Origin of the sequence: Methylobacillus flagellatus KT (assembly GCF_000013705.1) — a bacterium.
GTDB lineage: Bacteria > Pseudomonadota > Gammaproteobacteria > Burkholderiales > Methylophilaceae > Methylobacillus > Methylobacillus flagellatus.
In genome coordinates, this window is the sequence record NC_007947.1 from 2,175,466 (window position 1) to 2,200,583 (window position 25,118).

Here is a 25,118-nt window from a genome sequence, read left to right on the forward strand (position 1 = left end):
ACTGTCGCTAAAAAGGGGCAAGGAATGCGACCTTGCCCCTTTTCACCTCTGCAAGGCATATAACCTTACTTACTTGCTAGACTCCAGACCTGCGAGCCCAGCCTTGATGAAGCTGTCTACTGCATTTTGTGCCGTTTCATCATCCTGGCCTTCGGGCGGCTCGTTGCCGGTATCGAAACGGTAGTAACGCGCCATCCAGCTTACCTTGGCATTGCCGCCATCAGCCTCGACCTTGATCCGCCCGGTGAGTGAGCTCACCGGCAATGCTTCCAAGGCGATCTCGCCGCCCAGGCGGTATGACAATGTCTTGTTGGCGACGTCCAGCTCGTCTATCTGCTGTTGGATCTTACCGCCATTCTGCAGGGTCAGGTTAGCAGTCTTGTCGTCGACGGCCTCGCATGCCTTTACTTCAGGGTGCCACTTGGCAATGCCGCAAGGCTCGGCAATCTTGGCCCATACTGCGTCCGGAGCGGCCTTGACCACAACGGCCTCATCCGTCTTGCGTGGGGTGGGGCCGTGAGCGAATGCAGGCGCGGTAATGGCAAGGCTGAGTACTGCAATCAATAACTTCATCTTTTCTTTAACCTCAAATGTTGTTGAACGAAATCGAAAAATCCTGGTGGCATGAAATAAGCCAAAATCAATAAAAGAGCTGGCAAGGCGAACCATGGCCTGAGATCTGTCTTCCCAGAGCGCCATGTCGCCATGCCGCTTGACGTGATATCCCGCGCAAATCCATAGGGCGATTCCAGGCGTTTGTATTGAAGGCCCGTGGTGTCGGCCAATTGTCTCAGCGCTTTTTCATTCAGCCCAGAAAGGTTGGCTTGCGTATCTTCAGCGGGATTACGACCATGGGATGCATTGCGACGGTTCAGGCCGTCCTCTTCCTCCACCTCCATGTCCTTCTCCATTTCATGCACGGATTTGGAGGTAAACATACCGAATGTCGCAAAGCGCATCACTTCTTCCAGCTCCCAATAGCCAATGATGTTGTCATGCTCATCCAGCTTGGGAATCCTGCTGAGTGCTTCCTGGCCCGTGCCAACCAGCATGCCGCCGACCTCTCCAGGTTTACCCTCGAATTTGGGCAAGTAATCCGGGTTCGACGGCGGCGCCTGGTGGCCGTCGGTGAAGAATGCCAAATGCATATTGGATCCTAGCTTGGCGGTCTGCGCTATGCCGCTCAATACCCCGTGAGTAATGAAGGAGTCGGCCGCCCATGCCATGCGCCAATCCATGTGCGCAATGGTCTGGTCCAGCGCAGAAAAATGCGCGCAGACTTCGAGTGGCCGCACGATATTCTGTGTTGATCGCTCGGTAAACATGCCAAGGGCAACAGTGGAACCGCAAGGCAGCTCACGCAGCGCTTCGCGCATGGCTTTCTTGGAGAACTCCAGGCGGCTGATGCTCTTGCCATTCAGCGTATAGTCACGCACATTCATGCTCTGGGTAATATCAAGCACAAAGAACCAATCAAACACCCGGCGCGGCAATGTGGCGCTGGGGCTCAGCATGGTGATTGCGAGCAACACCACGCTTGCCAGCATCATGCGTCCGCGCAAGTCTATGCTGGAAAAGCTGAAGCGCTGCAATATCAAGGCATCCCCCTGGGGAAGCCGGGAATCGACGGCCAACCGTCAGGGCGCTTTTCGTCTTCTTCCACTTCGTCGTCATCTTCGTTGTAACGGTTTGGCGTTTTCACGCCGGCGAACGACGGCGACAGACGCAAAGCAAGCTCCAGATTGTATTTGGCCTCGATCCATTCAGGGTCGATGAGAAGCGCCTTAGTGTAATTCTCCTTGCACAGCGACATCAACGGCCCGACCTTGTCCCAGGAAGCGTAGCCTTCATTCTCGAGGATCTCTACGCTCTGAGTCAGGTAGAGGTTGCCGGAATTGAAATAGGCGGCCTTGCGCAGGCCATCATCCCCCTTGGCAGCCGCTTCAACATACAATTCAAGCGCCTTTTCCACCTGTCCCTGCTCCGCCAGCAACCAGGCATTGGCGAACAGCTCGCGTGCCGAGCTTCCGGTATGCAGCTCACCTGCTTCCAGCTTCTGGTTGTAAATACCCGCACGGTACAGGCTCACGCTGCTCCAGGCCAGGCCCGCTGTCGCCAGCACCAATAAAAGCAACATCCACGGCAATAGCCTTAAACGGCGCGCCATCTCTTAACCTCCGTCAGGTGTAGGGCAAATAATGCTGCGGCGCATAATAGCGACAATAAATAGAATATCCAGCTCAGATCGTGGCGCGCAGCGGCTTCGTAATACTTCACGGGCTGGTTCTTGAGTTCGGCAATATCGGCCAGCGCCTCTTCCACCGCCCTTGGGCTTTCCGCTTCATAAATACGGTAGCTCACACCCAGAGAGTTGAAGTAATCATGTAGCTGGTGTTCCGGATAGGCATCAAGATCCTCGTCCTCAGGCGCATTTTTGATGCTAACGCCGTTGGCAGAACGGAGGTAAACCCAATACAGGGAAGCACCCTGCCGATGGAACATTTCACGTAGCAAATCCTGAGTTTTCACATCCAGATGCGCGCCCCCATCGGACACCAGCAGGATGGCCCGTGCACCGGTAACGGGACGCCCCTCGAAATAATCCAGCGCCATGCCAAGACCACGCGCCACTGCGGTAAAGCCCATGCCACCCGCCTCTGTCGCACGCAATGCAGCCAGCACCGCCTCGCGATCGCCGCCCAGGGGCGCAGCGAGGATGGGAGAGGTGCTGAACGTCACCATGCCCAGCAAGTCCTCGCGACTCTGGCGCACAAAGGACTGCAGCACACGGCGTGCCGCTGCCATTTTCGACTCACTATCATGTTTGGCGGAGTCAGCGAAGCTGTCATTCATACTGGCACTGCGGTCCAGCACAATCATGACATGCGCGCCACGCCCGACTTTTTCCAACTGTTGCTCGCCCCAATATGGTCCGGACAATGCCACTGCCATTGCCGCAACAGCTAGCGCCCCAGCCCAGCGCCAAACACGTTCTATCCATAACGACAGTTCATCCTCAGGCAACCGCAGAATGGAAGGATAAGGAAACGCGGCATGACCACGTACCAGCAGTGGTACCAATGCCAGCAGCAATAGCGCCAGCCAGCCTGGCGCTTGCAACCCGGCGCCCGCGTTCTGCAGAAATTCGCTCATGGCGTCTCCATCAAGCTCAGCTTGCGTGCCAGTTTTTCCACCTCGGCCTTGCTGATGGTATCGGCCTTGCCTGCAAAGAACATTTGTTGCGTCGCCAGGAAGAATGTTTCAATCTCAGCCTGGAATGGCTGGGTTTCGGGATGTCTGGCAAAGAATTGCTTGAGCTCTTCCAGGGTGACAGCAGCATTAGCATAATCGGTGAATGCACGGCTCAAAATCCGCATTGATGCCTGCAGCTCGCCTTGCTGGTTGCGCAGGCGGCGGATCTCCCGCGCGGCCTTGCGGAAAGGGCTGGGATGCTTGCCGCGGAAAGGCAGGTAGTCAAACCGCCAGGCAAAATAAAGGCCGGCAACCAAGAGCCCGGCGACTGACCAGCTCAGCTGCTGCAGGAGAGGTTGCAGCGGCTGCGCCTGGGGTACGATGGCTTCACGCGGCGTGGCCTGCTCCTTGGTCAGCATCGTGGGCAGCATGGGGGCCATCAGGACTTCGGCTGGCTGCAGGCGCGCCACCAGGATGTCATCCCCCTTGCGGAACTGCAAACCCAGGGCGCGCAACGGAATCGGCCGGACATCCCGCAACGTGCGGAATACCTGCCAGTCGAACAGGAAGGTATGCCTGACCCCATTGCTCGTGCTCTCGGTTCTATGCACGACATCACGCAACTCGATATGGGCGCCGGCGCCAAGGCGCTTCGGCAAGGAGCTTTCATCGAACTCGAATCCTGCCGGCACCATGACCTCTACGCGTTGCTCGACGATATCGCCGACACGGTAGCCGATGTCGCGCACGAAGGATTGCGCATCGATGCTCTTTTCCGCGGCAAAAACAGGCAAGGTCAGGAATAGCAAAGACAACAACACACGTCTCATCAACTAGCCTCCAAAAGATGACGCGTCAGCAAGCCAGCATCAAATTTGTCTTCGATAAAAAATGGGGCGCGAGCGCCGTATTGCCGACACAGCTTCTTAAGCTCGCGCTTGCGTTCCAGGTAGCGCTGTTCGATTTCACGCCTGAGGCTGCGCCGCAGGAAAATGGAACGCTCGCCTTTTCCTTCCATGTCCCTGACTCGCGCCCACCCCCACTCGGGCAAGTCACGGTATTCGCTGCTGTCCCACAGCACCAAGGGCACGACGTCGTGCGCGGAAAAACTCGTCAAGGTATTGCTCAGCAATACCTCATCCAGGTGGAAATCGGAAATCAGGAACACCAATGACCGGCTTGGCCGCACCTGCTCGATCGCGCGCGGCAAACCTGTTGCCCCGGACTGGGGGCGAATCTCCGTGTCCAATATCTTGCGGTGCAATTCCTGGGCAAGGCCGCGCCGAAATGAGGGAGGCAGGAATATATCCTGGCGCACTACATCATCACAGGCCAGCAGTGAAAACGAGTCCCCGTGGCGCGTGCTGGACCAGGCGATTGCCGCAGCAATGTCAGCAAGCAAGCGCTTCTTTTCAGCATTGCCCGCAAACCGCATGGAGGCCGACAGGTCTAGCAAGGCATAGACTACGATCGCCCCGCGCTCGAAGAAGGAGCGCACCACGTAACGCCGGGGAATCACGCGCAGGCTGGCGCGCAAATCGAGGCGACGCGGGTCGGGGTTGTCCATGAAAGGCACATGCCCGGCAAAATCCGTCCCGCCACCGGGTGTGCAGGTGGCATGGGCACCCGGCTGGGCGCCACGGGCACGCCAGCGCAGGTGGTAATAGAATTCCTGTGGTGTAAAACTTGCCAAAATAATGCTTGCCTGTCAGGGCCTGTGCAACCTACGGCGCAGGGATCTTGTTGAGTACGCCGCTCAGCAATGCAGGGGCAATTTCATCGCGCCGCAATTCGTACGCCGGCGTAAAGAACACGCGGTGCCCTACGGTTTCAGGGAAAACAGCCCGGATATCATCTGGGGTCAGGTAATCGCGGCCTTCCAGCCAGGCACGCGTACGCGCGGCGCGCATCAACATGGCCATGCCGCGCGGGCTGGCGCCTCCAGCCACCAGGCGACTGATATCGACGTCTTCGATCTCGATCCCGATGCGCTCCGGATGGCGCAAGGCTTGCCAGATATTGACCGCGTAATCTTGCAAGGCAAGCTCGGAACGCACGCTCTCCTGAATCGCAGCGGATACCGCGTTCAGCTTGTCGTAGGGCACCAAACCCGGCTCCAACGTCTCGATCAGCGCATCCGCATCGTGGAACCGGGTACTGAACATCAGGTCGCGCTGCAGCTCTTTATCTTCCGGCGCGGTGACGGAAACTTCCATGAAGAAGCGGTCGCGTGCCGCGGCTGGCAGCTCGAACGTTTCCTCGCGCTCGAGACCATTTCTGTCGGCAAAGACGGTCAGGTGGGGAAAGGCATAGTCGCGATTGAAAGCATTGACGCTACGCTCGGCCATCAGTCGCAGCAGAAGCGAATGCGCTTGCGGCCGTGCGCGGTTGATTTCGTTGAAGAAAAATACGGCCAGGTTTTCCTCATGCCGCAACAAGGGACCAGGCGCCACGGCAGGCTGGCCATTCTGGTCAATGTAGGCATGGTAGAGAAAATCGCCGGGCATGAGGTCGATCGCACCCTCAATGCGTTGATACGCGCCGCCAAGCAAGCGTGAGGCGGCTTTCAGCAAAGTCGTCTTGCCTACCCCAACGTCGCCTTCAAGCAAAACGTGCCCGCGCGAGAAGATGGCAATCGTCAGCGCGCGAACCTGCCTTTCCAGCCCCAGCACCACTTTATTGGCGGATTGCTCGAATGATCTTGCACGCTCTCGCCATTCACTCAGATTTATTTGCTCTTGCATCTTATTGCGTCCTGCTGACTGAAGGTTTTATTTGCATGACACTGCGGACATGCCATCGAAATAACCCCCTCATGCATCCCAGTAAAAAGGCTGATGCCCGTCCCCGAACATCAGCCCTTGCCATATCACAAGCTTATTTCACGTCAAACTTGAAGGTACCGGTCGCCTTTGCATTGGCAATACGCTTGGCATTGCGTTCATCAATAGCCTTGATGGCAGCTTCCTGCTTGCTGAGTTCTGCAGGGTCATGCTTAGGGTCGTACTTGGTACCCGCAATTTTCTCTGGATAGCCAGGCTTGGGTTGCCAGCAGTCGCCAGGAGCACGACAAGTTTGGCCGTCATAGGCAAAAGCAAGGCCAGAGGCAACCATCGCACCTACGGTTGCTACTAATGTCAAAACGCGTTTCATTGATATCTCCTTGTGTTATGGTTGCTGGTGGTACTACAAGATCTGCCGGAAGCCACCAGTCAGCGTTGCCGGCAGGGTTGGGCCTACGAATTCTTCTTTTCAAAGGCATCCACGGCTTCCTGCGCCTTCTTCGGATCTTTTTCCAGCGCACGAATCCAAGCCATGACGTGCAGGATCTCATCCTGCGTCAGCAATCCCTGCTGCGGCCCCATCATGCCGGCGGCGCCGCCGAAGATCGTCTCAAACAAGCCTTTGTCTTCCAGATTGGTCGGATATGTCCAGTAGTCATCGTTCAACGCCGGGCCCAGCTTGCCTTCTGCCAAGTGTCCATGGCAGCCTGAGCAGGCGGTGGAGAAGATCACATAACCTTTTTTCATTGCCTCGAAATCACCGTTGTAAGGATTCTGGCCGGTGTTCCTGAACTCAAGCACTTGAGGCGTATCCTCCTCACCGCTGGTGTCAAGGATGTCTCCAGAAATCGTGCCGCGGAATTCCAACTCAGCCTGCGCTGGCATCAGTGCGAAACCAGTAGCCAAGAGCAAACTGATACTGCTAACAACTGCTAATTTTTTAAACATTTACTACCCCGGAGTGATAAAAAAACCTAGATTGGCAAGAGCGGGATGTGCTCTTTCTTGAGAATGGCGTCAATCTCTTGCTGGCTGGCCGTAATCGCCTTATCCAATTCAGCTTTCAGGGCATCGTCGCCATGCCTGACACCCATGACGGTTTCGTACTGCATGGGAATCTTGCTGCCATTGGCCCGCGTGGCATTGTCTTCAATCATGACCATGTTCAGCGGGGTGGTAGACTCGGCCACATATTTGGCTACTGACGGCGCCCATAACGCCGCAGCATGCAGCTTCATGGTAATCACGTCATTGACCAGCTTGCGCTCATCGATCTTGATGTAGCGATTGCGCGTAGACTTGAAATCCGTCAGCTCGGTCAGGTAATCGAACATGTCGTCAAACCGGCCGATCTCAAGCATCATGTTCTTGGCGGGACTATCAGGCAAAAATCCCAGCCTGAAGCTACGCTCCTTGAGATATGGATGATCCCAGGAGCTAATCTCTATTTCCCTGTCCTTACGCGTCACAAACACGTAACTGGACTTATAGTAGGGTTTGGTATTCAACACGCGGGGGTCGCCTTTATCCAACCCCAGCAGGACATCACATTGTTTCTTGTCGAGAAAATCCCGAACCGAATAACGCGGATCAGTCCACCAGACAAATGTCACCTTACGATTCATGGCTTTGCCGACGACTTTGGCAATCTCATTCTCAAAGCCCTGCTGCTGGTCATTGGAGTAAGGCAATTCATCTTTGCCTGCGCATACTCTCAACTCATCTGCCGCATGAACCTGCACAGCCATCATCCCGACAAAACCTGCCAAGACAGCCGTGGCAGCAGCGATAGAGGACTTCTTTTTCACAATATGCATGTCTACTCAATTCCAAAACGCAAATTCATTTAAATACCGGGGCAGTCCCGCTGCCCCGGATATCGCTTCAGCTTGCTTTCACTTACTGCATTAGAGGCTGAACACCATCAGGCCACCACCCATTTGAGTGTGATTCTGTAGCTCCTTGAAGGCACCTACAGCACCCAGACCAGCGCTAGGATCGGTCAGGTCGAATACCAGGCCAACGCCAGGCCATCCACCCACACCGTACATGGAGCCGATGTACTGCTTACCCTTGAATTGATAGGTCATGGGCGCCCCGATGCCGCCGGATGGCATCTTGAACTTCCACAAGTCTTTGCCGTTGTCCTTGTCCAGGGCCTTGATATAGCCATCCAGTGTGTTGTAGACCACCAGGCCACCCTTGGTAGCGAGCGTGCCGCCCCAAACAGCGAACTTCTCCCACTTGGTCCACTTGTACTTACCTGTCACGATGTCCATGGCACGCACTTGCCCCATTTCCTTCTTGGTCGGGCCACTAGGTCCTGGGTACATCGCCAGGGTTGCGCCCACGAAGAACTGGCCTGCACGGTATGGCAGCATGAATGGCTCCCAATCCATACAAATATGGTTCAGGCCTGCGTAGACGATGGGCTCGTCAAGATCCAGCGCATCCAGGCCCTGGTTGTGGAAGCCCATGGCGGAAGGACATACGTTGGTGCTCTTATGATCCATGCGTGTGCTGAACTCAGGATCGCGCACTGGCGTACCAGTCTTGAGGTCAACCTTCTTGAACACGTTGACCGCCGGATCAACCTTGGCAGCCTGGATCAGGTTGCCGTTGTCGCGGTTCAGCGTGTACATGATGCCGTTACGGTCGATATGGGTGAGCAGAGGTGTCACCTTGCCGTCAACCTTGTGATCGGAAAGAATCATTTGATTCACGCCTGCGAAGTCCCATTCGTCGTGAGGCGTCTTTTGGTAGCCCCACTTGGCTTCACCTGTGTCGAGGTCACGAGCCCAGATGGTCATGGTCCACTTGTTGTCGCCGGGACGCATGGTTTCGTTCCATGGCGCCGGGTTGCCTGAACCATAGTAGAAGAGGTTCAGCTTGGGATCATAGGCATACCAACCCCAGTTGGTGCCGCCACCGATCTTCCATGCATCGCCTTCCCAGGTCTTGAGACCGAGGCCGAATTGACCGTAATGCGGGTTATCGCTGTTGAAGTTCTTGGCTAGGCGGACCTCTTCATCGGGCCCGGTGGCAAAAGCACGCCACTGCAATTCGCCAGTTTTCAGGTTGAAGGAGTTAACCGCGCCGCGAACGCCCAGCTCAGCACCCGAGCAGCCAACCAGGACAGAATTCTTGGCGACAAATGGCGCCTGGGTCAGTGTGGCGCCCACCTTCGGATCACACACCTCGATTTCCCACACGATCTTGCCGGATTTGGCATCAAGGGCCACCAGCCTACCGTCCAGCTGGGTCTTCACGATCTTGCCGTCGCCATAGGCCAAGCCGCGGTTCACGATGTCGCAACATGCCACGGCCTTGACCGAGGCAATTTGCTTGGGCTTGTGCTGCCATGCAATCACGCCGGGGTCATTCAGGTTGATGGCAAACGTATTGTTCGGAAACGCACTGTGCACATACATCATGTCGCCAATGACCAGTGGCGCGCCTTCATGACCATGCAAAACGCCGGTAGAGAAAGACCAAGCTGCCTTCAGGTTCTTGACGTTGCTTTTGTTGATTTGGCTCAATGTGCTATTGTGCTGACCAGTGTAATTACCGGTTTGCAAAGCCCAGTTATCTGCATTTTTCTGTAAATTCAGCACCTCCTGGTTTGCCTGAGCACCCTGCACCGTCGCAAGCACCAGCAGGCTGCTGACAGCAGCGCTGATACCGACATGGCTTACTCTGCCTTTCATATACTTCTCCTCATTCTGGTTTGGTTACAAACTCCCTGCCGATCGGTTGTTACTCGGCGGAAACAATTGTTAACAATTTGTAACAACTGCAACAGATGAAAGATTCCCGATTAGATGGGAAAGTATTCACAGAGGCGATGTGGCCCAGGTGGGCGCGAAGGACGAGGTTGACAGGACTGGGAGCCTAATCGGCTGAACCATATTTTTCGGGCAGCCGAAGAGACATTGTGACTGTCAGGAAAATGCCCTGCGGGAAAGCCGTTTCATCATGATGCTGAAACGGCTCATCAACGACAAAAACGCCACAAGGTGACCCTATGTGGCGTTTGATACGTTCCCCAGTGTGACTGGTCAGGTCATGGGCGCATTGCAGCCAGCAAGGCACCATATCCCGATACATAATCAGGATAAATGAGCTGGTATCCGCTAGCCAGTAAACGTGCATTGCTGAGCTTCTTGTTACCCTGTACCGGCGGCGTGGCGCCTGCAGGGTAGGCAATGCCTTGCCGATCCGCCAGCCAGCGCAAAAGGTCATGCACCGGCAGGGGCTGGTTGTCGGTCACGATATAGAGGCGTTCCGGCACGGCATGACTCCGCTGCTGTATCAAATATGCAATGAATGCCGCGCCGTCATCCCGGTGAATGCGGTTGGTCCAGGCGTTCCGTGCCGGCCACTGTTCCGGCGTTTGCGCCTGCCTGATCATGCGCAGTCGTCCGGGCCCATAGATGCCGGAGAATCTCAGGATGGTGGATGAATACGCCGCCAGCAGGGCTTCTGCTTCCAGCATGCGCTTGCCGCTGAAGTCCTTGGCGATGGGAGGCGTATCTTCATCCAGCCATTCTTCCACTTCCTGTCCATATACGCCGGTGCTGGAGACGAAAAAAACGTGCTGCAAGGGCGCACCCTCCAGGGCCGACAGGGTGTTGCGCAACCCTTCAACGTAGCTGAGGCGGTAATGCTCATCGCTATATTCGCTAGCAGCAACGCAATACACCAGTATTTCTGGTCGGAGATGCACAATTGAAGCCAAGGTATCCGGCCTGGTGACGTCGGCAATCAATGTTTGCACCCCGGCAGGCATGGGTTGCGCGGAGCGCCGCAAGCCCGTTACCTCGTGCCCTTGTGCCGTTAAGCGGCGTGCCAGCTCGAGGCCCAGGTCTCCACACCCGGCAATCAGTATCTTGCTCAAGGCTGATCCCTCCCAGGCCACTCGCCACTAAGGAATTTCTCGGCATGGAACAGGGCGACGATCGTCTTGCCGTCAGTCAGCTCGCCATCCCGTATCATCTGCATGCACTGCTCCAGGCTGGCCTCGAACAATTGCAATGCCTCGTCGATGTCGCGATTATGCTGCCCGGCGGACAATCCGCAGGCAAGATAGATATGGATCACTTCATTGGAATAGCCGATACAGGGGTGCTGGAGGCCGAGATACACCCAGTCTGCCGCTGTATAGCCAGTCTCTTCGAGCAACTCCCGCTTCCCTGTTTCCAGGGGGGGCTCTCCCGCATCGATCTTGCCGGCGGGCAGCTCAATGAATACGCGCGACAAGGGGTAGCGGAACTGGCGCTCCAGCAATATATTGCCATTCTCCAGCACGGGAACCACCACCACTGCGCCGGGGTGGATGACATATTCGCGCTGGCTGGTGGCTCCCGATGGCACACGCACCTGGTCGCGCTTGACCAGCAGCATGCCGCCCTCGGCAATGGTTTCGGATGATAAGGTGACCTCGACGAGGTCCTGATCGTCGTATTGGTGATGGCTCATAAATCAACTCTTGGTGAAATGGCGGATGTCAAGACTTGCGCCAGAGATATCGGTATACAAAACCGGGGAATGCGAACACGATGAACAAGCTGAAGGTAATGGCGTAAAACTCCCAGCCCTGCGCAGCCACTTGCCCGATACTGCCACGCTCAACCGCAATCGCGATCATGCCAACCAAGAAGTAAAGCACTATCAGTTCAAGCAAACTCCAGCCCAGCGCTTTACGCTCGCCTTTCAGTGGAATGAGGTAAAACAGGCGCTCGGAAAACCAAGGCAAGTTGGCTGCGAGCAATGACAGCAGCAACAGGATTGTAATTGTCATGACGTAAGTTATACCTGGAGGCACCGCACTTGCGGCACATCGACCTGATTATTGAATGCTGTGAATAATGGCATAAGCACAAACGTCCATCAGGCGTTGTGGCAGCATGCCGAGTATGAGTAAACCAATAGCATTAACACTCAAGACCAGCTTCATGTCAATCGGCGCCTTGATTGCGCTGTGGTCGTCGGGCTCGTCAAAGTAGATATACTTGAGGACGCGCAGATAGTAGAAGGCCCCGATCAGTGCCATGATCACGGCAAACACCACCAACGCCGTGAAGCCCGCCTGCAGCGCAGCCTGCAGCACGGTGAACTTGGCATAGAAGCCCAATGTCGGCGGGATGCCCGCCATGGAAAACATGACCAGCAACATCAGGAAGGCATACCAGGGATTGCGCTGGTTCAAGCCCTTGAGGTCTTCCAGCCTGTCGGCCTCAAACCCTGCCCGGCTCAAGAGCAGGATGACGCCGAAGCCTGCCAATGTCATCAGCACATACGACAGGATATAGAAGGTTGCGGAAGCATAACCATTCAGGCTGGCGCTGAGGAATCCCAGCAACAGGAACCCGATGTGAGAAATGGTGGAGTAAGCCAGCATGCGCTTGATATTGGTTTGCGCAATCGCCGCGATATTACCGATCACCATGGACAAGACGGCCATGATGATCAACATTCCCTGCCAGTCAGCTGCGAGCATGAACATGGCCTGGATCAGCAGCCTCACCACCATGGCGAATGCCGCTATCTTGGTTGCCGATCCGATGAACAGGGTCACTGCAGTCGGCGAGCCATGATAGACATCCGGCACCCACATCTGGAACGGGGCCGCCCCCAGCTTGAACGCCAGGCCAGCCACGACGAACACCAACCCCAGCACAAGTACGCCGTGATCCGGCGCACCATTGAGCAGCGCTTCCGATACACCATCAATGCTCAGGCTACCGGTTACACCATAGAGCATGGACATGCCGTACAACAACATGCCTGAGGCCAGCGCGCCGAGCACGAAATATTTCATTGCCGCCTCGGTTGAGCTGGCGTTATCCCTGTCCAACGCCACCAGTGCATACAGGGACAATGACAACAGCTCCAGGCCGATGTACAAGGTGAGGAAATGTTGTCCCGAGACCATGACCATCATGCCCAGGGTCGAGAACAGCACCAGTGCATAGAATTCGCCCCTGAACATGCCTCGCAACGAGACATAAGTCCGGGTGTAGATCAGGGTGACAGAAGTCGCCAGGTAGATGCCCAGCTTGAGGATATCCGCAAGCGCGTCATCCACGAACATGCCGTTGAAGGCATATTCAATCACAGTGGAATGGGTGACTACTGTGATGATGGCCGCTACAAGCAGGGTCAACTGCGACAGCACATAAATCAGGAAACGGCTGGAGGACTTGAGAAACAGGTCCAGCAACAGGATCAGCATCGCCATCACGAGCACGACGATTTCTGGTAGTGCTGTCATCAGGTCAAGGGATATGGCATTCATGTCGGTATATTCTCGTCACAATCACAGTGGCGGCAGCTTGCTCAACGCCATATGCTCAAGCAGTTGGCTTACGGTTGCATGCGTCATTTCGGTAATGGGCTGCGGATAGATCCCGAACCCCAGCACCAGGAGGGCCAGCAGGCCCAGGATAAAAAACTCTCGCCGGTTGATATCCTTCAACGCAGCCACCTGGGGATTTGCAATCTCGCCGTAATAAACCCGCTTGACCATCCATAGGGTATACGCCGCACCAAAGATCAGGGTCGTAGCTGCGAGGAAGGCATACCAGAAATTCACTTGTACCGTGCCCAGGATCACCATGAACTCGCCGACAAAACCGGAAGTGCCCGGCAAGCCCGCATTGGCCATGGCAAACAGCACGGCAAAGGCCGTGAATACCGGCATGGTGTTGACCACGCCGCCGTAATCCGCAATCTGGCGTGAGTGCATGCGGTCATACAACACGCCCACACACAGGAACATCGCAGCAGAAATGAAACCATGCGAGATCATCTGCACGATCGCGCCTTCCAGGCCCAGCGGATTGAAGAGGAAGAAACCCAGGGTGACGAAACCCATGTGCGAGATGGACGAATAGGCAATCAGCTTCTTCATGTCCTTCTGCACCAGGGCCACCAGCGCGATATACACCACAGCGATCAACGACAGGGTGATCATGAAGCCCGCCAGGTAATGCGACGCGTCGGGCGCAATAGGCATGGCGAAACGCAGGAAGCTATAGCCGCCCAGCTTGAGCGCGATCGCGGCCAGCACCACTGAACCGCCTGTCGGCGCCTCGACGTGGGCATCCGGCAGCCAAGTATGCACGGGCCACATCGGGATCTTGACGGCAAACGCCATGAAGAAGGCAACGAACAGCCAGATCTGCACATCCAGGGCCAAGGGCATGCGGTAATAGTCAGTGATATCGAAACTGCCGCTCTGGTGATACAGATAGATGAACGCCACCAGCATCAGCAACGACCCGAGCAAGGTATAGAGAAAAAATTTGATGGTGGCATAAACCCGATTCGGGCCGCCCCAAATGCCGATCACCAGGAACATCGGGATCAGCATCGCCTCCCAGAAAATATAGTAGAGGATGGCGTCCAGGGCGGAAAATACGCCGATCATGATACCGGACATGATGAGGAAGGCCGCCATATATTGCGCAACCCGCTTCTCGATCACCTCCCAGCCGGCGATGACCACGATGAAGGTGGTAAAGCTGGTCAGCAGGATCAAAGGCACTGCAATCCCGTCTACCCCCAGGTGGTATTGGATATTGAACGCAGGGATCCACTGCAGGCGCTCCACGAACTGGAAGCCACCATATTGCGTATCGAAACCGAGATAGAGCGGCACGGTCACGGCAAAACCGGCGATGCTGCCCAGCAAGGCCAGCCAGCGTGCAGCGCTGGCATGCTTGTCCCCGCCGGTGAACAGTACCAACACGCCAGCCAGGATGGGCACCCAGATCGACAGGCTCAGGAAAGGTAAGTCATTCATCGCTTGTTATATTTTCATGAAGACAGTGAGTAGGAAGAAAACGCCGATGATCATGGCGAACGCGTAGTGGTACACCAAGCCAGTTTGCAACCGCCTGACCAACCCGGCAAAGCAGGCGACCAGCCTGGCAGCACCATTCACCAGCAAGCCGTCTATCAGCTTCACATCCCCGATCTGCCAGAGCTTGCCACCGAGAAAGCACGAGCCGCCGGCAAAGAATTTCTCATTGAAACTGTCAAAGCCGTATTTGTTGTCGAGGATGCAGTACACCAACCCGAACCTGTTCTTGACTGCTGCAGGAATATCCGGACGCTTCATGTAGAAAAACCAGGCCAGCGCCACGCCGGAGGCTGCGAGTATGAATGGCAGCGATGTCAGCCCATGCAGCGCCATCGCCCACGCGCCGTGGAAATGATGCGCCAGCTCACGCATTGCACCATGCTGCTGGTGATCCACATAAATGATGTCGTTGAAGTAATCGCCAAACACCATCGCATCAATCGCGACATAACCGATCAGCACAGAGGGAATGGCCAGCAGGACCAACGGCACCGTCACGACCCATGGGGATTCATGCGGCTTGTCGTGCGGTCCCAGGCCGTGATGGTGCTCGTCATCGTGGTGATGTGCATCATGATGGTCATGAGTCTTCTGCATCCATTTTTCCTTGCCGTGAAAGACGAGGAAATACATGCGGAAGGAATAGAATGCGGTGACGAACACGCCTACGAGCACGGCAAAATAGGCAAAGCCACTGCCAGGGATATGGGAAAAACTGACGGCCTCGATGATGGAATCCTTGGAATAGAAGCCGCTGAACAATGGCGTGCCGATCAGGGCCAATGATCCGATCAGGGAGGTGATCCAGGTAATCGGCATATATTTGCGCAAGCCGCCCATGTTGCGCATGTCCTGGTCGTGGTGCATGCCCATGATCACGGAACCCGCCCCGAGAAACAGCAAGGCCTTGAAGAAGGCATGCGTCATCAGGTGGAAAATCGCCACTGAATAGGCGGAAACACCCAGTGCCACGGTCATGTAGCCAAGCTGCGACAGGGTGGAGTACGCCACCACGCGCTTGATGTCGTGCTGAATGATACCGAGGAAGCCCATGAACAAGGCCGTGATCGCGCCGATCACCAGCACAAACGACAAGGCCGTGGTCGATAGCTCATACAATGGCGACATGCGCGCCACCATGAAGATACCAGCCGTCACCATGGTGGCAGCATGAATCAACGCAGAGATCGGGGTCGGGCCTTCCATGGAATCCGGCAGCCACACATGCAGCGGCACCTGCGCCGACTTGCCCATGGCGCCGATGAACAACAGGATGCAGATCACCGTCATCAATGACCACGGATGACCCGGCACCAATTCAACCGTGGTGTCGGCGAATTGCGGTGCAATCGAGAACACGGCGGCATAATCCAGGCTGCCGAGATAGTACAGCACCATGCCGATCCCCAACAGGAAGCCGAAATCCCCGACGCGGTTGACGAGGAATGCCTTGAGGTTTGCATAAATCGCGGTCGGTCGTTTGTACCAGAAGCCGATCAGCAGGTAGGACACCAGCCCCACCGCTTCCCAGCCGAAAAAGAGCTGCATAAAGTTGTTGCTCATCACCAACATCAGCATGGAGAAGGTGAAGAGGGAAATATAGCTAAAGAAGCGGCTGTAGCCGGGGTCTTCTGCCATATAGCCTATGGTGTAGATATGCACCATCAGCGAGACGAAGGTCACGACCACCATCATGGTTGCCGTGAGGCGATCAACGAGGAAGCCCACCTCGAAGCGGTGCCCACCGCTGGTGAGCCAAGTATACACCGTGCCATTGAAGACATTGCCGTGCAATGCATCCATGAATACGCAGACAGACAAGGCAAACGATGCCGCCACACCCGCAATCGTCAGCCAATGTGCCGAGGCACGAGGCAACTGGCGACCAAACAGGCCAACCACGGCGGCGGCGAACAATGGCAGCAGGGGAATCCAGAGATAAAGACTTTGCACCGTCATGCCGATACTCCAGGACTCAACATGGCATGCCGAATGAACATGTGCGGGGCTTGCATGGTTTATCCTTTCAAGCTGCCAATATCATCGACATTGATGGTTCTCAAATTGCGGAACAGCAGGACGAGAATCGCCAGTCCGATTGCAGATTCGGCCGCCGCCACGGTGAGAATGAAGAATACGAATATCTGCCCGGCAATGTCATTGAGATAGTGCGAGAATGCGATGAAATTCATGTTCACCGCCAGCAACATCAGCTCGATGGCCATCAGCAGCACGATCACATTCTTGCGATTGAGGAAAATGCCGATCACGCTGATGGCGAACAATATCGAGCCCAAAATCAGGTAGTGAGAGAGTCCTACGCTCATTGCTGCATCCTTGTCTCTATTTTTTTTCAACTGCAGGTTCTGGAGTCGGCAGGATTTCCTTTTCTGCCGGCATACTGACGATGCGCACGCGGTCGGCGCGCTTGACCTTGACCTGCTCCGCGGGGTCCATGAACTTGGAATCCTTGCGCTCGCGCAAGGTCAGCGCAATCGCCGCGACAATCGCAACCAGCAGCACGACGGAAGCCAATTCAAATGGCAACAGGTAATCGGTGTATAGCTGTCGACCGATTTCGGCAGTATTGCTATATCCTGCAGGCCGGGGTGCCGGGGTGCTGAGCATGTCGGGGCTGAAATGCTTGCTGCCCAGGATCATCACCATCTCGCCGGCCATCAACAGGCCTACCGGCAAGGCGACTGGCAAGGCATTCCAGAAGCCTTCGCGCATTTTGTCGAGATTGATGTCGAGCATCATCACGACGAACAGGAACAGCACCATCACTGCACCCACATACACCAGCACCAGGGCAATGGCAAGGAACTCGGCCTCCAGCAGCAGCCAGATACCTGCAGCCGTGAAAAAAGCCAATACCAGAAATAAGGTGGCGTGCACCGGGTTACGCGTCGTAATGACACGCACCCCCGCAAATAGCAGAATGGCGGCTAAAGCATAAAACACATAATCCTGGAATATCATGATCCCCTCCTCATGGATAAAGGCGCATTGATCAATGCCATATCCATCACTCCTCCTCGTGGCCTTCTTAGAGCGGCTTAACAAAACGCTCCTGACGTTGTTGCCCCGCCTAGTCGTACTACCTACCGTCTAGCCAAGACCGCCTTGCTGAATTTTGTTAAGCCGCTCTTATTTATCAAACTTCTAGCGATACCGTGCATCTGCCGCACGATCCGCGGCGATCTGCTCTTCGTATTTGTCCCCCACCGCCAGCAGCATGGGCTTGGTATAGATCAAGTCGCCGCGCTTTTCCCCGTGGTAGTCGAAAATCCTGGTTTCGACAATGGAGTCCACCGGGCAGGACTCTTCACAAAAGCCGCAGAAAATACACTTGGTCAGATCAATGTCGTACCGGGTGGTACGGCGGGTGTTGTCTTCACGCTGCTCTGACTCGATCGTGATAGCCATGGCTGGGCACACCGCTTCGCACAGCTTGCATGCAATGCAGCGCTCCTCGCCGTTCGGATAACGGCGCAACGCATGCAAGCCACGGAAACGCGGACTGATGGGCGTGCGCTCTTCGGGGAACTGCACAGTGACCTTGCGGGCAAAGAAATAGCGGCCAGTCAAGGCCATGCCCTTGACCAGCTCCAGCAGCATAAAACTTGCGAACAATTCTTTTATTTTGCTGATCATCCTAGTTTCTCAATGAAATGGTTTTTCAAGTAAGCCACTCGTTCAATGAAACAAATAAGCCCAGCGCGTCTGCATCATCGCACCCACAAACAATATCCATACCAAGGTCACGGGGATGAATACTTTCCAGCCCAGGCGCATGATCTGGTCATAGCGATAGCGCGGGAAAGTAGCACGGAACCAGAGGAAGAAGAACAGTAAGGCAGCCACCTTGAACAGCAACCATAAAATGCTGTCGGGCAGGAACGGCACCGGCGACAACCAGCCACCGAGAAACATCAGTGCCGCAAGCATGGCCACCAGGATCATGTTGGCGTACTCCGCCAGGAAGAACACCGCGAATGCCATACCGGAATATTCCACGTGGAAGCCAGCCACGATTTCCGACTCGCCTTCCGCCACATCGAACGGCGCCCGGTTGGTTTCCGCCACCGCGCTGATGAAATACACAATGAACAAGGGAAACAACGGCAGCCAGTACCACTCCCAGAAACCGCCGGACTGGGCCAGCACGATCTTGCCCAGATTGAGGCTGTTGGCAGACATCAACACACCCACCAGGGCAAACCCCATTGCGATTTCATAAGAGACGATCTGGGCGGCGGATCGCATTGCGCCCAGGAAGGCATATTTCGAGTTGGATGCCCAGCCAGCGATGATGACACCATACACACCAACAGAAGTCATCGCCAGAATATAGAGCAGGCCGGCATCGATATCGGCAAGCACCAGGGTCAGGTCGAAAGGCACCACGGCCCAGGCCGCCAATGCAGGGGCAATGGCCAGCACCGGGCCGAGCAGGAACAGGGTCCGGCTCGCCGCGCTCGGAATGATGATTTCCTTCATCAGCAGTTTGACGCCGTCCGCCAATGGCTGCAGCAAACCTCGATATCCGACACGGTTCGGCCCCATACGCACCTGCATAAATCCAATCACCTTGCGCTCGGCCAAGGTCAGGTAAGCCACGGCACCCATCAGCGGGCCGACAATGGCAATGATCTTGAGCAGGTTCCAGGCCACAGGCCACAGCGGACCAAGCATGGTTTGCATTTCCGCGATCATGCAACCACCTCATCCGCCGGTTGCTCGACAGGAATGCGTTCCACCGAGATCTCGCCCAGCAAATCGCCCAAGCCCGCTGTTTGTGGCAAGGCACCAGGGACTCGCACACAGCCATGAGGCACCCGGGCATCGGCATGTGCTTCCAATACCGCGCTGCCATTGCCTTGCCTGACGAGGATACGCTCGCCTTCCTTGATGCCCAGTTTCTGCATCTGCTCGGGGTGCAGTGCCGCCAGCACAGCCTTCACGACATGGCGCGTTTTCTGCAACGGCGGCGAGCGGCGGACAATGCCGTCAGACTGGAATTGCGGGATTTCGCCCACACGCTGCAAGTCACTGTCGAGCTTGACCTTAACTTCGACATCAATCAGCTCGCGCAGATTATTGTTCAATGTACGCCAAACGACCGCCGAGGGTTTCTCGCCACAGAAAATCTCATTCTTGATCTGTTCGGTGCTGTCGAAATCGAAACGGCTCACACCGGCAAGATTGCCCAATACGCGCAACACCTTCCAGCCCGGACGGGCTTCGCCCAATGCCTTGGTCACGGCAGTGAAGCTCTGCACCCGGCCTTCCATGCTCATGAAAGTACCCGAGGTTTCGGTAAACGGCACAATGGGCAAAAGAATATCGGCATCCCGCTCCAGCGCGTCCGACCGGTATGCGGTCAATACCACGACGCATTCCGCCTGTTGCAGTGCATTGACTGCCAGGCTGGGATTACCGCAATCCAGCTCGGGCTCGACATTGACCAGCATGTAGGCCTTGCGTGGTGACTCCAGCATGGTGCGTGCATTCAGGCCGCCTGCCTTGGGCATGGCACCAACCAGGTTGGCGCCAACACTGTTCGCGCCAGCGCTCAATACGCCGAACGTCGCTCCGCACAGGGAGGCAATCGCCTCGGCCAGGCTATATATCTCGGTATAGCGAGGATGATGTTGGGAAATATTGCCCAGGAACACAGCAGAGCGCGGGCTGACCAAGTCCATGGTTTCACCGTGGCCCGTCAGGCTCAGGGCAATGGCCTTGCTGTTATCCCACACCCGGACACCTTCCAGCAGCTCGCTAAGGGATTTGGGCAGACACAGGGAAAGCCGCTCCATGCCGGAAACTGCCTTGAGAATCTGCGACAATACATTGACCATGTCGTTCGGGGAACAGATGGCCTTGTGCTTGACCGGGATCAAAGGGTCGTCATCAAGCGGGTTAACGACGGAAAGCTCCGCCCCATTGGCAACCGCACGTCGGATGCGTTGCGCCAGCAAGGGATGCTCATTGCGAAGGTTGCTGCCGATCACGAGGATGCGGTCCATTTCCTGCACCTCCGGGATGTTGCAGCCCATCCAGATCACACCCAGGCGTTTGCCGTCATGGCGGAAGTCTGCATGGCGCAGACGGTAGTCGACATTATCCGAGCCCAGGCCATTGGCAAACCTGGTAGCAAGATAAGCTTCTTCCATGGTGCTGTTGGGCGACACCAGCACACCCAGCGCATCCCCGCCCTCGTTGTTCACAATATCCTTGATCTGGCCTGCGGCCAGTTCGAGCGCAGTTTTCCAGTCGGTCTCATGCCAAACGCCATTGTGCTTGACCATGGGCACTTTGAGCCTGTCCGGACTGTTCAGGCCTTCGTAGGAAAAGCGGTCACGGTCGGACAACCAGCATTCGTTGATGGTCTCCTTCTCGCGCGGCAACACGCGCAGCACCTTGCCATCCTTGACATGGACCTCGATATGCGAACCCAGGCCATCATGCGGCGCAATAGAGGGGCGGCGAATCAGCTCCCAGGTCCGCGCCTTGTAGCGGAAAGGCTTGCTAGTCAAGGCGCCCACCGGACACAGGTCGATGATGTTGCCGGAAAGCTCCGAATCGACGCTTTTGTCGACGTAGGCAGTAATCTCGGCATGTTCGCCGCGGTTGATCAACCCCAGCTCCATCATGCCACCGACTTCCTTGAGGAAGCGCACGCAGCGGGTGCATTGGATGCAGCGCGTCATATCAGTGGCAACCAGCGGCCCGATATTCTTGTTGAGTACTACGCGCTTTTCCTCGGTATAGCGCGATGCAGGAGCGCCATAGGCCACTGCGATATCCTGCAGGTCGCATTCGCCACCCTGGTCGCAGATCGGGCAATCCAGTGGATGATTGATCAACAGGAATTCCATCACGCTCTGCTGGGCCTCCACTGCTGCCTTGGAGCGCGTGAATATTTTCATGCCGTCAGCCACAGGCGTCGCACACGCAGGCAACGGCTTATTGAACTTCTCCACCTGCACTAGGCACATGCGGCAATTGGCGGCGACGGAAAGTTTCTTGTGATAGCAAAACCGTGGAATGGGAATACCAAGCTGGTCCGCTGCATCAATGATGGTGGAACCGTGCTCTACTTCGACCTGCTTGCCATCAATCTCGATATTAAGCATAGGCTACCTCGGGCTGCGCCTGGCTTCGTCCTGCCAGGCCATCTTCCACCATGCTACGGCCATGACGGATGTAATATTCGAACTCGGGACGGAAATGCTTGATGAAACTCAATACCGGCGTGGCGGCGGCATCGCCCAGCGCACAGATGGTGCGGCCGGAGATATTGCTGCTGACATCCGTCAGCAAATCCAGATCCTCCATGCGCCCCTGTCCATCAACAATACGCTTGATGACGCGGTACAGCCATCCTGTGCCTTCCCTGCACGGCGTGCATTGCCCACAAGACTCCTCGTAGAAGAAATAGGACAGGCGCTTGAGGGTCTTCACCATACAAGTGGTTTCATCCATGACGATCATGGAACCCGCCCCCAGGCTCGACCCGGCCTTGGAAAGGCCATCGTAGTCCATGGTCGCCCCCATGATGGCTGAGGCAGGTAAAATGGCAGTTGACGGTCCTCCGGGAATGACGGCTTTCAACTGGCGTCCCTTCCATACACCGCCCGCCAGCGCCAGCAATTCGGTGAATGGGGTGCCCATGTTCACCTCGTAATTCCCGGGCTTCTCCACATGTCCCGAGACCGAAAAAATCTTGGTACCGCCTGAATTGGCGACACCAAGCTCCTGGAAGGCCTGTCCGCCGTGTTCCATGATCCATGGGATCGACGTATATGACTCGGTATTGTTGACGTTGGTTGGCTTACCAAACACGCCGTAGCTTGCTGGAAAAGGTGGCTTGAACCTCGGTTGCCCCTTCTTGCCCTCTATCGACTCGATCAATGCAGTTTCCTCGCCACAGATATAGGCACCGTAGCCATGCACTGCGTAAAGATCGAAACTGAAATCGGTATCGAACAGGCACTCCCCCAGATACCCAGCAGCGCGTGCCTCATCCAGCGCCGCCTCGAATATCTCGTATTCCCGCCAAATTTCCCCGTGGATATAGTTGTATCCTACCCGCGCGCCCAGCGTATAGGCCGCAATCGCCATGCCTTCGATGAGCTGGTGCGGGTTGTAGCGGATGATGTCCCTGTCCTTGAATGTTCCTGGCTCGCCTTCGTCGGTATTGCACACCAGATACTTGGTGCCATCGAAATAGCGCGGCATGAAGCTCCACTTGAGCCCGGTGGGGAAACCGGCTCCGCCACGTCCGCGCAATCCGGAAAGCTTGACTTGGCTGATGATCTCGGTGGCCTTGACCTTTTCCGTCACCAGCCGCTTCAATTGGGCATAACCGCCAAGCTTGAGGTAGGTCTCCAGCGAGGCAGGATGCTCGTGCCCGATGGTACGCAGGCACACCAGCGTTTGGGTAGCGCTCATTTTTCCAGGCCCTCCAATATCTGGTCCACCTTCTCTGGCGTCAGGAACTCATGCATCTCGGTATTGTTGATATGGAGCAGTGGCGCCCCGCCGCAGCATCCCATGCACTCGCCCTCGCGCAAGGTATATCGATTATCCGGCGTGGTTTCGTTGAAGCCGATGCCGAGACGCTTCTGCAAATGCGCCACGATTTCGGCCGAATCGCGTAGCATGCAGGAGATATTGGTACACACCGTGATCTTGTACTTGCCGACCGGCTCCAGTTCATACATGTTGTAGAAGGTAGCCACTTCCAGTGCGGCGATGGCAGGAATACCCAAGTAGTCGGCCACCTCGGAGATCGTCTCTTTCGACAGCCAGCCTTTCTCGGTCTGTGCAATCCGTAACGCGGACATCACTGCCGCCTGGCGATGCTCAGGCGGATATTTGGTCAACTCTCGGTCGATTCTGGCTAAAGACTCAGCAGACAAGCTCATCGGTCAATTTCTCCGAATACAATATCCTGCGTACCGATAATCGCCACCAGGTCGGCAATCATGTGGCCACGCGTCATTTCATCCAATGCCGCCAAGTGGGCAAAACCCGGCGCCCGTATCTTGAGGCGGTAAGGCTTGTTGGCCCCATCGGATATCAGGTAAATGCCGAACTCCCCCTTGGGGTGCTCGACTGCGGCATAGGCTTCGCCTGCCGGAACATGGAATCCTTCCGTAAACAGCTTGAAGTGATGGATCAAGGCCTCCATGTCATGCTTCATCTCTTCACGTGGTGGCGGTGCAACCTTGGTATTGTCGCTGATCACCGGTCCGGGATTCTTGCGTAGCCAGTCGATGCACTGCTTGATGATGCGATTGGACTGACGGAACTCCTCGATGCGCACCAGGTAGCGGTCATAACAGTCGCCATTCACGCCGATCGGAATATCGAAATCGAGCCGGTCATACACCTCGTAGGGCTGCTTCTTGCGCAAATCCCAGGCAACGCCACTGCCGCGCAGCATCGGTCCGGTCATCCCCAGGGCCATTGCGCGCTCTGGAGACACCACGCCAATACCTACGGTACGCTGCTTCCAGATACGGTTGTCGGTAAGCAGGGTTTCGTACTCGTCGACATAGGCTGGAAACCGATTGGTGAAATCCTCGATGAAGTCCAGCAGCGACCCCTGACGGTTCTCATTGAGCTGCTTGACATCCTCCTTGCTGCGCACCGTTGACTCTTCATACTGCGGCATACGGTCCGGCAAGTCACGATAGACGCCGCCGGGCCGATAGTAAGCCGCGTGCATGCGAGCGCCGGATACGGCTTCATAACAATCGAACAGGTCCTCACGCTCCCGGAACGCATAGAGGAACACCGTCATGGCGCCCACATCCAGCGCATGCGCCCCCAGCCACAGCAAGTGGTTGAGGATGCGGGTAATCTCGTCGAACATCACGCGGATGTATTGTGCACGCAACGGCACTTCCAGCCCGAGTAATTTCTCGATGGCCATGACGTACGCGTGCTCATTGACCATCATGGACACATAATCAAGACGATCCATATAGGGCACAGACTGTAGATAGGTGCGGTTCTCGGCGAGCTTTTCCGTCCCGCGGTGCAATAGCCCGATATGGGGATCGGCACGCTGAATCACTTCGCCATCCAGCTCCAGCACCAGACGCAGCACACCGTGCGCTGCGGGGTGCTGAGGGCCAAAATTCATCGTGTAATTCCTGATTTCCGCCATGACTCAGCCCCTCACCTCAGTTTTTGAGCCTGCGGCTGCCACGATTGCAGCGCCGACTGACTGGCCCATGCACGCGAAGGACGAAACACGG

The 25,118-nt window shown here is 56.1% G+C and carries 25 protein-coding genes; all 25 read right to left on the minus strand.

Annotated features, from left to right (window positions below):
* Positions 1-69: 69 nt before the first annotated feature.
* Entirely contained in the window at positions 70-573 is a 504-nt protein-coding gene (locus tag MFLA_RS10385; RefSeq protein ID WP_011480255.1) for an SRPBCC family protein, read from the minus strand.
* Positions 570-1,634, minus strand: coding sequence for a VWA domain-containing protein (locus tag MFLA_RS10390; protein ID WP_229407052.1), 1,065 nt, complete (start codon positions 1,632-1,634; stop codon positions 570-572). The genes MFLA_RS10385 and MFLA_RS10390 overlap by 4 nt, the downstream gene beginning before the upstream one ends.
* The gene (locus MFLA_RS10395) at positions 1,595-2,167 is read right to left on the minus strand and encodes a hypothetical protein (RefSeq protein ID WP_011480257.1); all 573 of its coding nucleotides are present in this window, start codon (positions 2,165-2,167) and stop codon (positions 1,595-1,597) included. The genes MFLA_RS10390 and MFLA_RS10395 overlap by 40 nt, the downstream gene beginning before the upstream one ends.
* Positions 2,152-3,153 carry a vWA domain-containing protein gene (locus MFLA_RS10400; RefSeq protein WP_011480258.1) on the minus strand — a complete coding sequence of 334 codons (1,002 nt, stop codon included), beginning with the start codon at positions 3,151-3,153 and terminating at the stop codon, positions 2,152-2,154. The genes MFLA_RS10395 and MFLA_RS10400 overlap by 16 nt, the downstream gene beginning before the upstream one ends.
* Positions 3,150-4,022 carry a hypothetical protein gene (locus tag MFLA_RS10405; RefSeq protein ID WP_011480259.1) on the minus strand — a complete coding sequence of 291 codons (873 nt, stop codon included), beginning with the start codon at positions 4,020-4,022 and terminating at the stop codon, positions 3,150-3,152. Before MFLA_RS10405 ends, MFLA_RS10400 begins: the two co-directional genes overlap by 4 nt.
* On the minus strand, positions 4,022-4,885 hold the full coding sequence (locus MFLA_RS10410) for a DUF58 domain-containing protein (RefSeq protein ID WP_011480260.1): 864 nt from the start codon (positions 4,883-4,885) through the stop codon (positions 4,022-4,024). The genes MFLA_RS10405 and MFLA_RS10410 overlap by 1 nt, the downstream gene beginning before the upstream one ends.
* 31 nt (positions 4,886-4,916) lie before the next feature.
* Positions 4,917-5,936 (minus strand): AAA family ATPase, encoded by a 1,020-nt coding sequence (locus MFLA_RS10415; RefSeq protein ID WP_011480261.1) that lies wholly within the window; start codon positions 5,934-5,936, stop codon positions 4,917-4,919.
* A gap of 133 nt (positions 5,937-6,069) precedes the next feature.
* Positions 6,070-6,345: a methanol dehydrogenase [cytochrome c] subunit gene (locus tag MFLA_RS10420; protein WP_011480262.1), complete on the minus strand. Its 276-nt coding sequence runs from the start codon at positions 6,343-6,345 to the stop codon at positions 6,070-6,072.
* Positions 6,346-6,428: 83 nt separating this feature from the next.
* Complete coding sequence (gene moxG, locus MFLA_RS10425) at positions 6,429-6,923, minus strand: cytochrome c(L), periplasmic (RefSeq protein ID WP_011480263.1); 495 nt, start codon at positions 6,921-6,923, stop codon at positions 6,429-6,431.
* A gap of 26 nt (positions 6,924-6,949) precedes the next feature.
* Positions 6,950-7,792 carry a methanol oxidation system protein MoxJ gene (moxJ, locus tag MFLA_RS10430; protein ID WP_011480264.1) on the minus strand — a complete coding sequence of 281 codons (843 nt, stop codon included), beginning with the start codon at positions 7,790-7,792 and terminating at the stop codon, positions 6,950-6,952.
* 90 nt (positions 7,793-7,882) lie between these two features.
* Complete coding sequence (locus MFLA_RS10435) at positions 7,883-9,682, minus strand: methanol/ethanol family PQQ-dependent dehydrogenase (RefSeq protein ID WP_011480265.1); 1,800 nt, start codon at positions 9,680-9,682, stop codon at positions 7,883-7,885.
* Positions 9,683-10,038: 356 nt separating this feature from the next.
* Positions 10,039-10,872, minus strand: coding sequence for an SDR family oxidoreductase (locus tag MFLA_RS10440; RefSeq protein ID WP_011480266.1), 834 nt, complete (start codon positions 10,870-10,872; stop codon positions 10,039-10,041).
* On the minus strand, positions 10,869-11,453 hold the full coding sequence (locus MFLA_RS10445) for an NUDIX domain-containing protein (protein ID WP_011480267.1): 585 nt from the start codon (positions 11,451-11,453) through the stop codon (positions 10,869-10,871). Before MFLA_RS10445 ends, MFLA_RS10440 begins: the two co-directional genes overlap by 4 nt.
* Positions 11,454-11,481: 28 nt before the next feature.
* Positions 11,482-11,775, minus strand: a complete 294-nt coding sequence (locus MFLA_RS10450) for a DUF2818 family protein (RefSeq protein ID WP_011480268.1) — start codon at positions 11,773-11,775, stop codon at positions 11,482-11,484.
* Between the two features lie 48 nt (positions 11,776-11,823).
* Entirely contained in the window at positions 11,824-13,272 is a 1,449-nt protein-coding gene (gene nuoN / locus MFLA_RS10455) for an NADH-quinone oxidoreductase subunit NuoN (protein WP_011480269.1), read from the minus strand.
* Between the two features lie 21 nt (positions 13,273-13,293).
* Complete coding sequence (locus MFLA_RS10460; RefSeq protein WP_011480270.1) at positions 13,294-14,781, minus strand: NADH-quinone oxidoreductase subunit M; 1,488 nt, start codon at positions 14,779-14,781, stop codon at positions 13,294-13,296.
* A 6-nt stretch (positions 14,782-14,787) separates the two neighbouring features.
* Positions 14,788-16,800 (minus strand): NADH-quinone oxidoreductase subunit L, encoded by a 2,013-nt coding sequence (nuoL, locus tag MFLA_RS10465; protein WP_011480271.1) that lies wholly within the window; start codon positions 16,798-16,800, stop codon positions 14,788-14,790.
* 59 nt (positions 16,801-16,859) lie between these two features.
* A complete protein-coding gene (gene nuoK / locus MFLA_RS10470; protein ID WP_011480272.1) occupies positions 16,860-17,168 on the minus strand; it encodes an NADH-quinone oxidoreductase subunit NuoK in 309 nt (102 codons plus the stop codon).
* 16 nt (positions 17,169-17,184) lie between these two features.
* Entirely contained in the window at positions 17,185-17,823 is a 639-nt protein-coding gene (locus MFLA_RS10475) for an NADH-quinone oxidoreductase subunit J (RefSeq protein WP_011480273.1), read from the minus strand.
* 183 nt (positions 17,824-18,006) lie between these two features.
* A complete protein-coding gene (gene nuoI, locus MFLA_RS10480) occupies positions 18,007-18,498 on the minus strand; it encodes an NADH-quinone oxidoreductase subunit NuoI (protein WP_011480274.1) in 492 nt (163 codons plus the stop codon).
* 42 nt (positions 18,499-18,540) lie between these two features.
* A complete protein-coding gene (gene nuoH, locus MFLA_RS10485) occupies positions 18,541-19,560 on the minus strand; it encodes an NADH-quinone oxidoreductase subunit NuoH (RefSeq protein ID WP_011480275.1) in 1,020 nt (339 codons plus the stop codon).
* Positions 19,557-21,983 carry an NADH-quinone oxidoreductase subunit NuoG gene (gene nuoG / locus MFLA_RS10490; RefSeq protein ID WP_011480276.1) on the minus strand — a complete coding sequence of 809 codons (2,427 nt, stop codon included), beginning with the start codon at positions 21,981-21,983 and terminating at the stop codon, positions 19,557-19,559. Before nuoG ends, nuoH begins: the two co-directional genes overlap by 4 nt.
* Positions 21,976-23,301, minus strand: a complete 1,326-nt coding sequence (nuoF, locus tag MFLA_RS10495) for an NADH-quinone oxidoreductase subunit NuoF (RefSeq protein WP_011480277.1) — start codon at positions 23,299-23,301, stop codon at positions 21,976-21,978. The genes nuoG and nuoF overlap by 8 nt, the downstream gene beginning before the upstream one ends.
* The gene (gene nuoE / locus MFLA_RS10500) at positions 23,298-23,777 is read right to left on the minus strand and encodes an NADH-quinone oxidoreductase subunit NuoE (protein ID WP_011480278.1); all 480 of its coding nucleotides are present in this window, start codon (positions 23,775-23,777) and stop codon (positions 23,298-23,300) included. The genes nuoF and nuoE overlap by 4 nt, the downstream gene beginning before the upstream one ends.
* Positions 23,774-25,027, minus strand: coding sequence for an NADH-quinone oxidoreductase subunit D (locus MFLA_RS10505; RefSeq protein WP_011480279.1), 1,254 nt, complete (start codon positions 25,025-25,027; stop codon positions 23,774-23,776). Before MFLA_RS10505 ends, nuoE begins: the two co-directional genes overlap by 4 nt.
* Between the last annotated feature and the right edge of the window lie 91 nt (positions 25,028-25,118).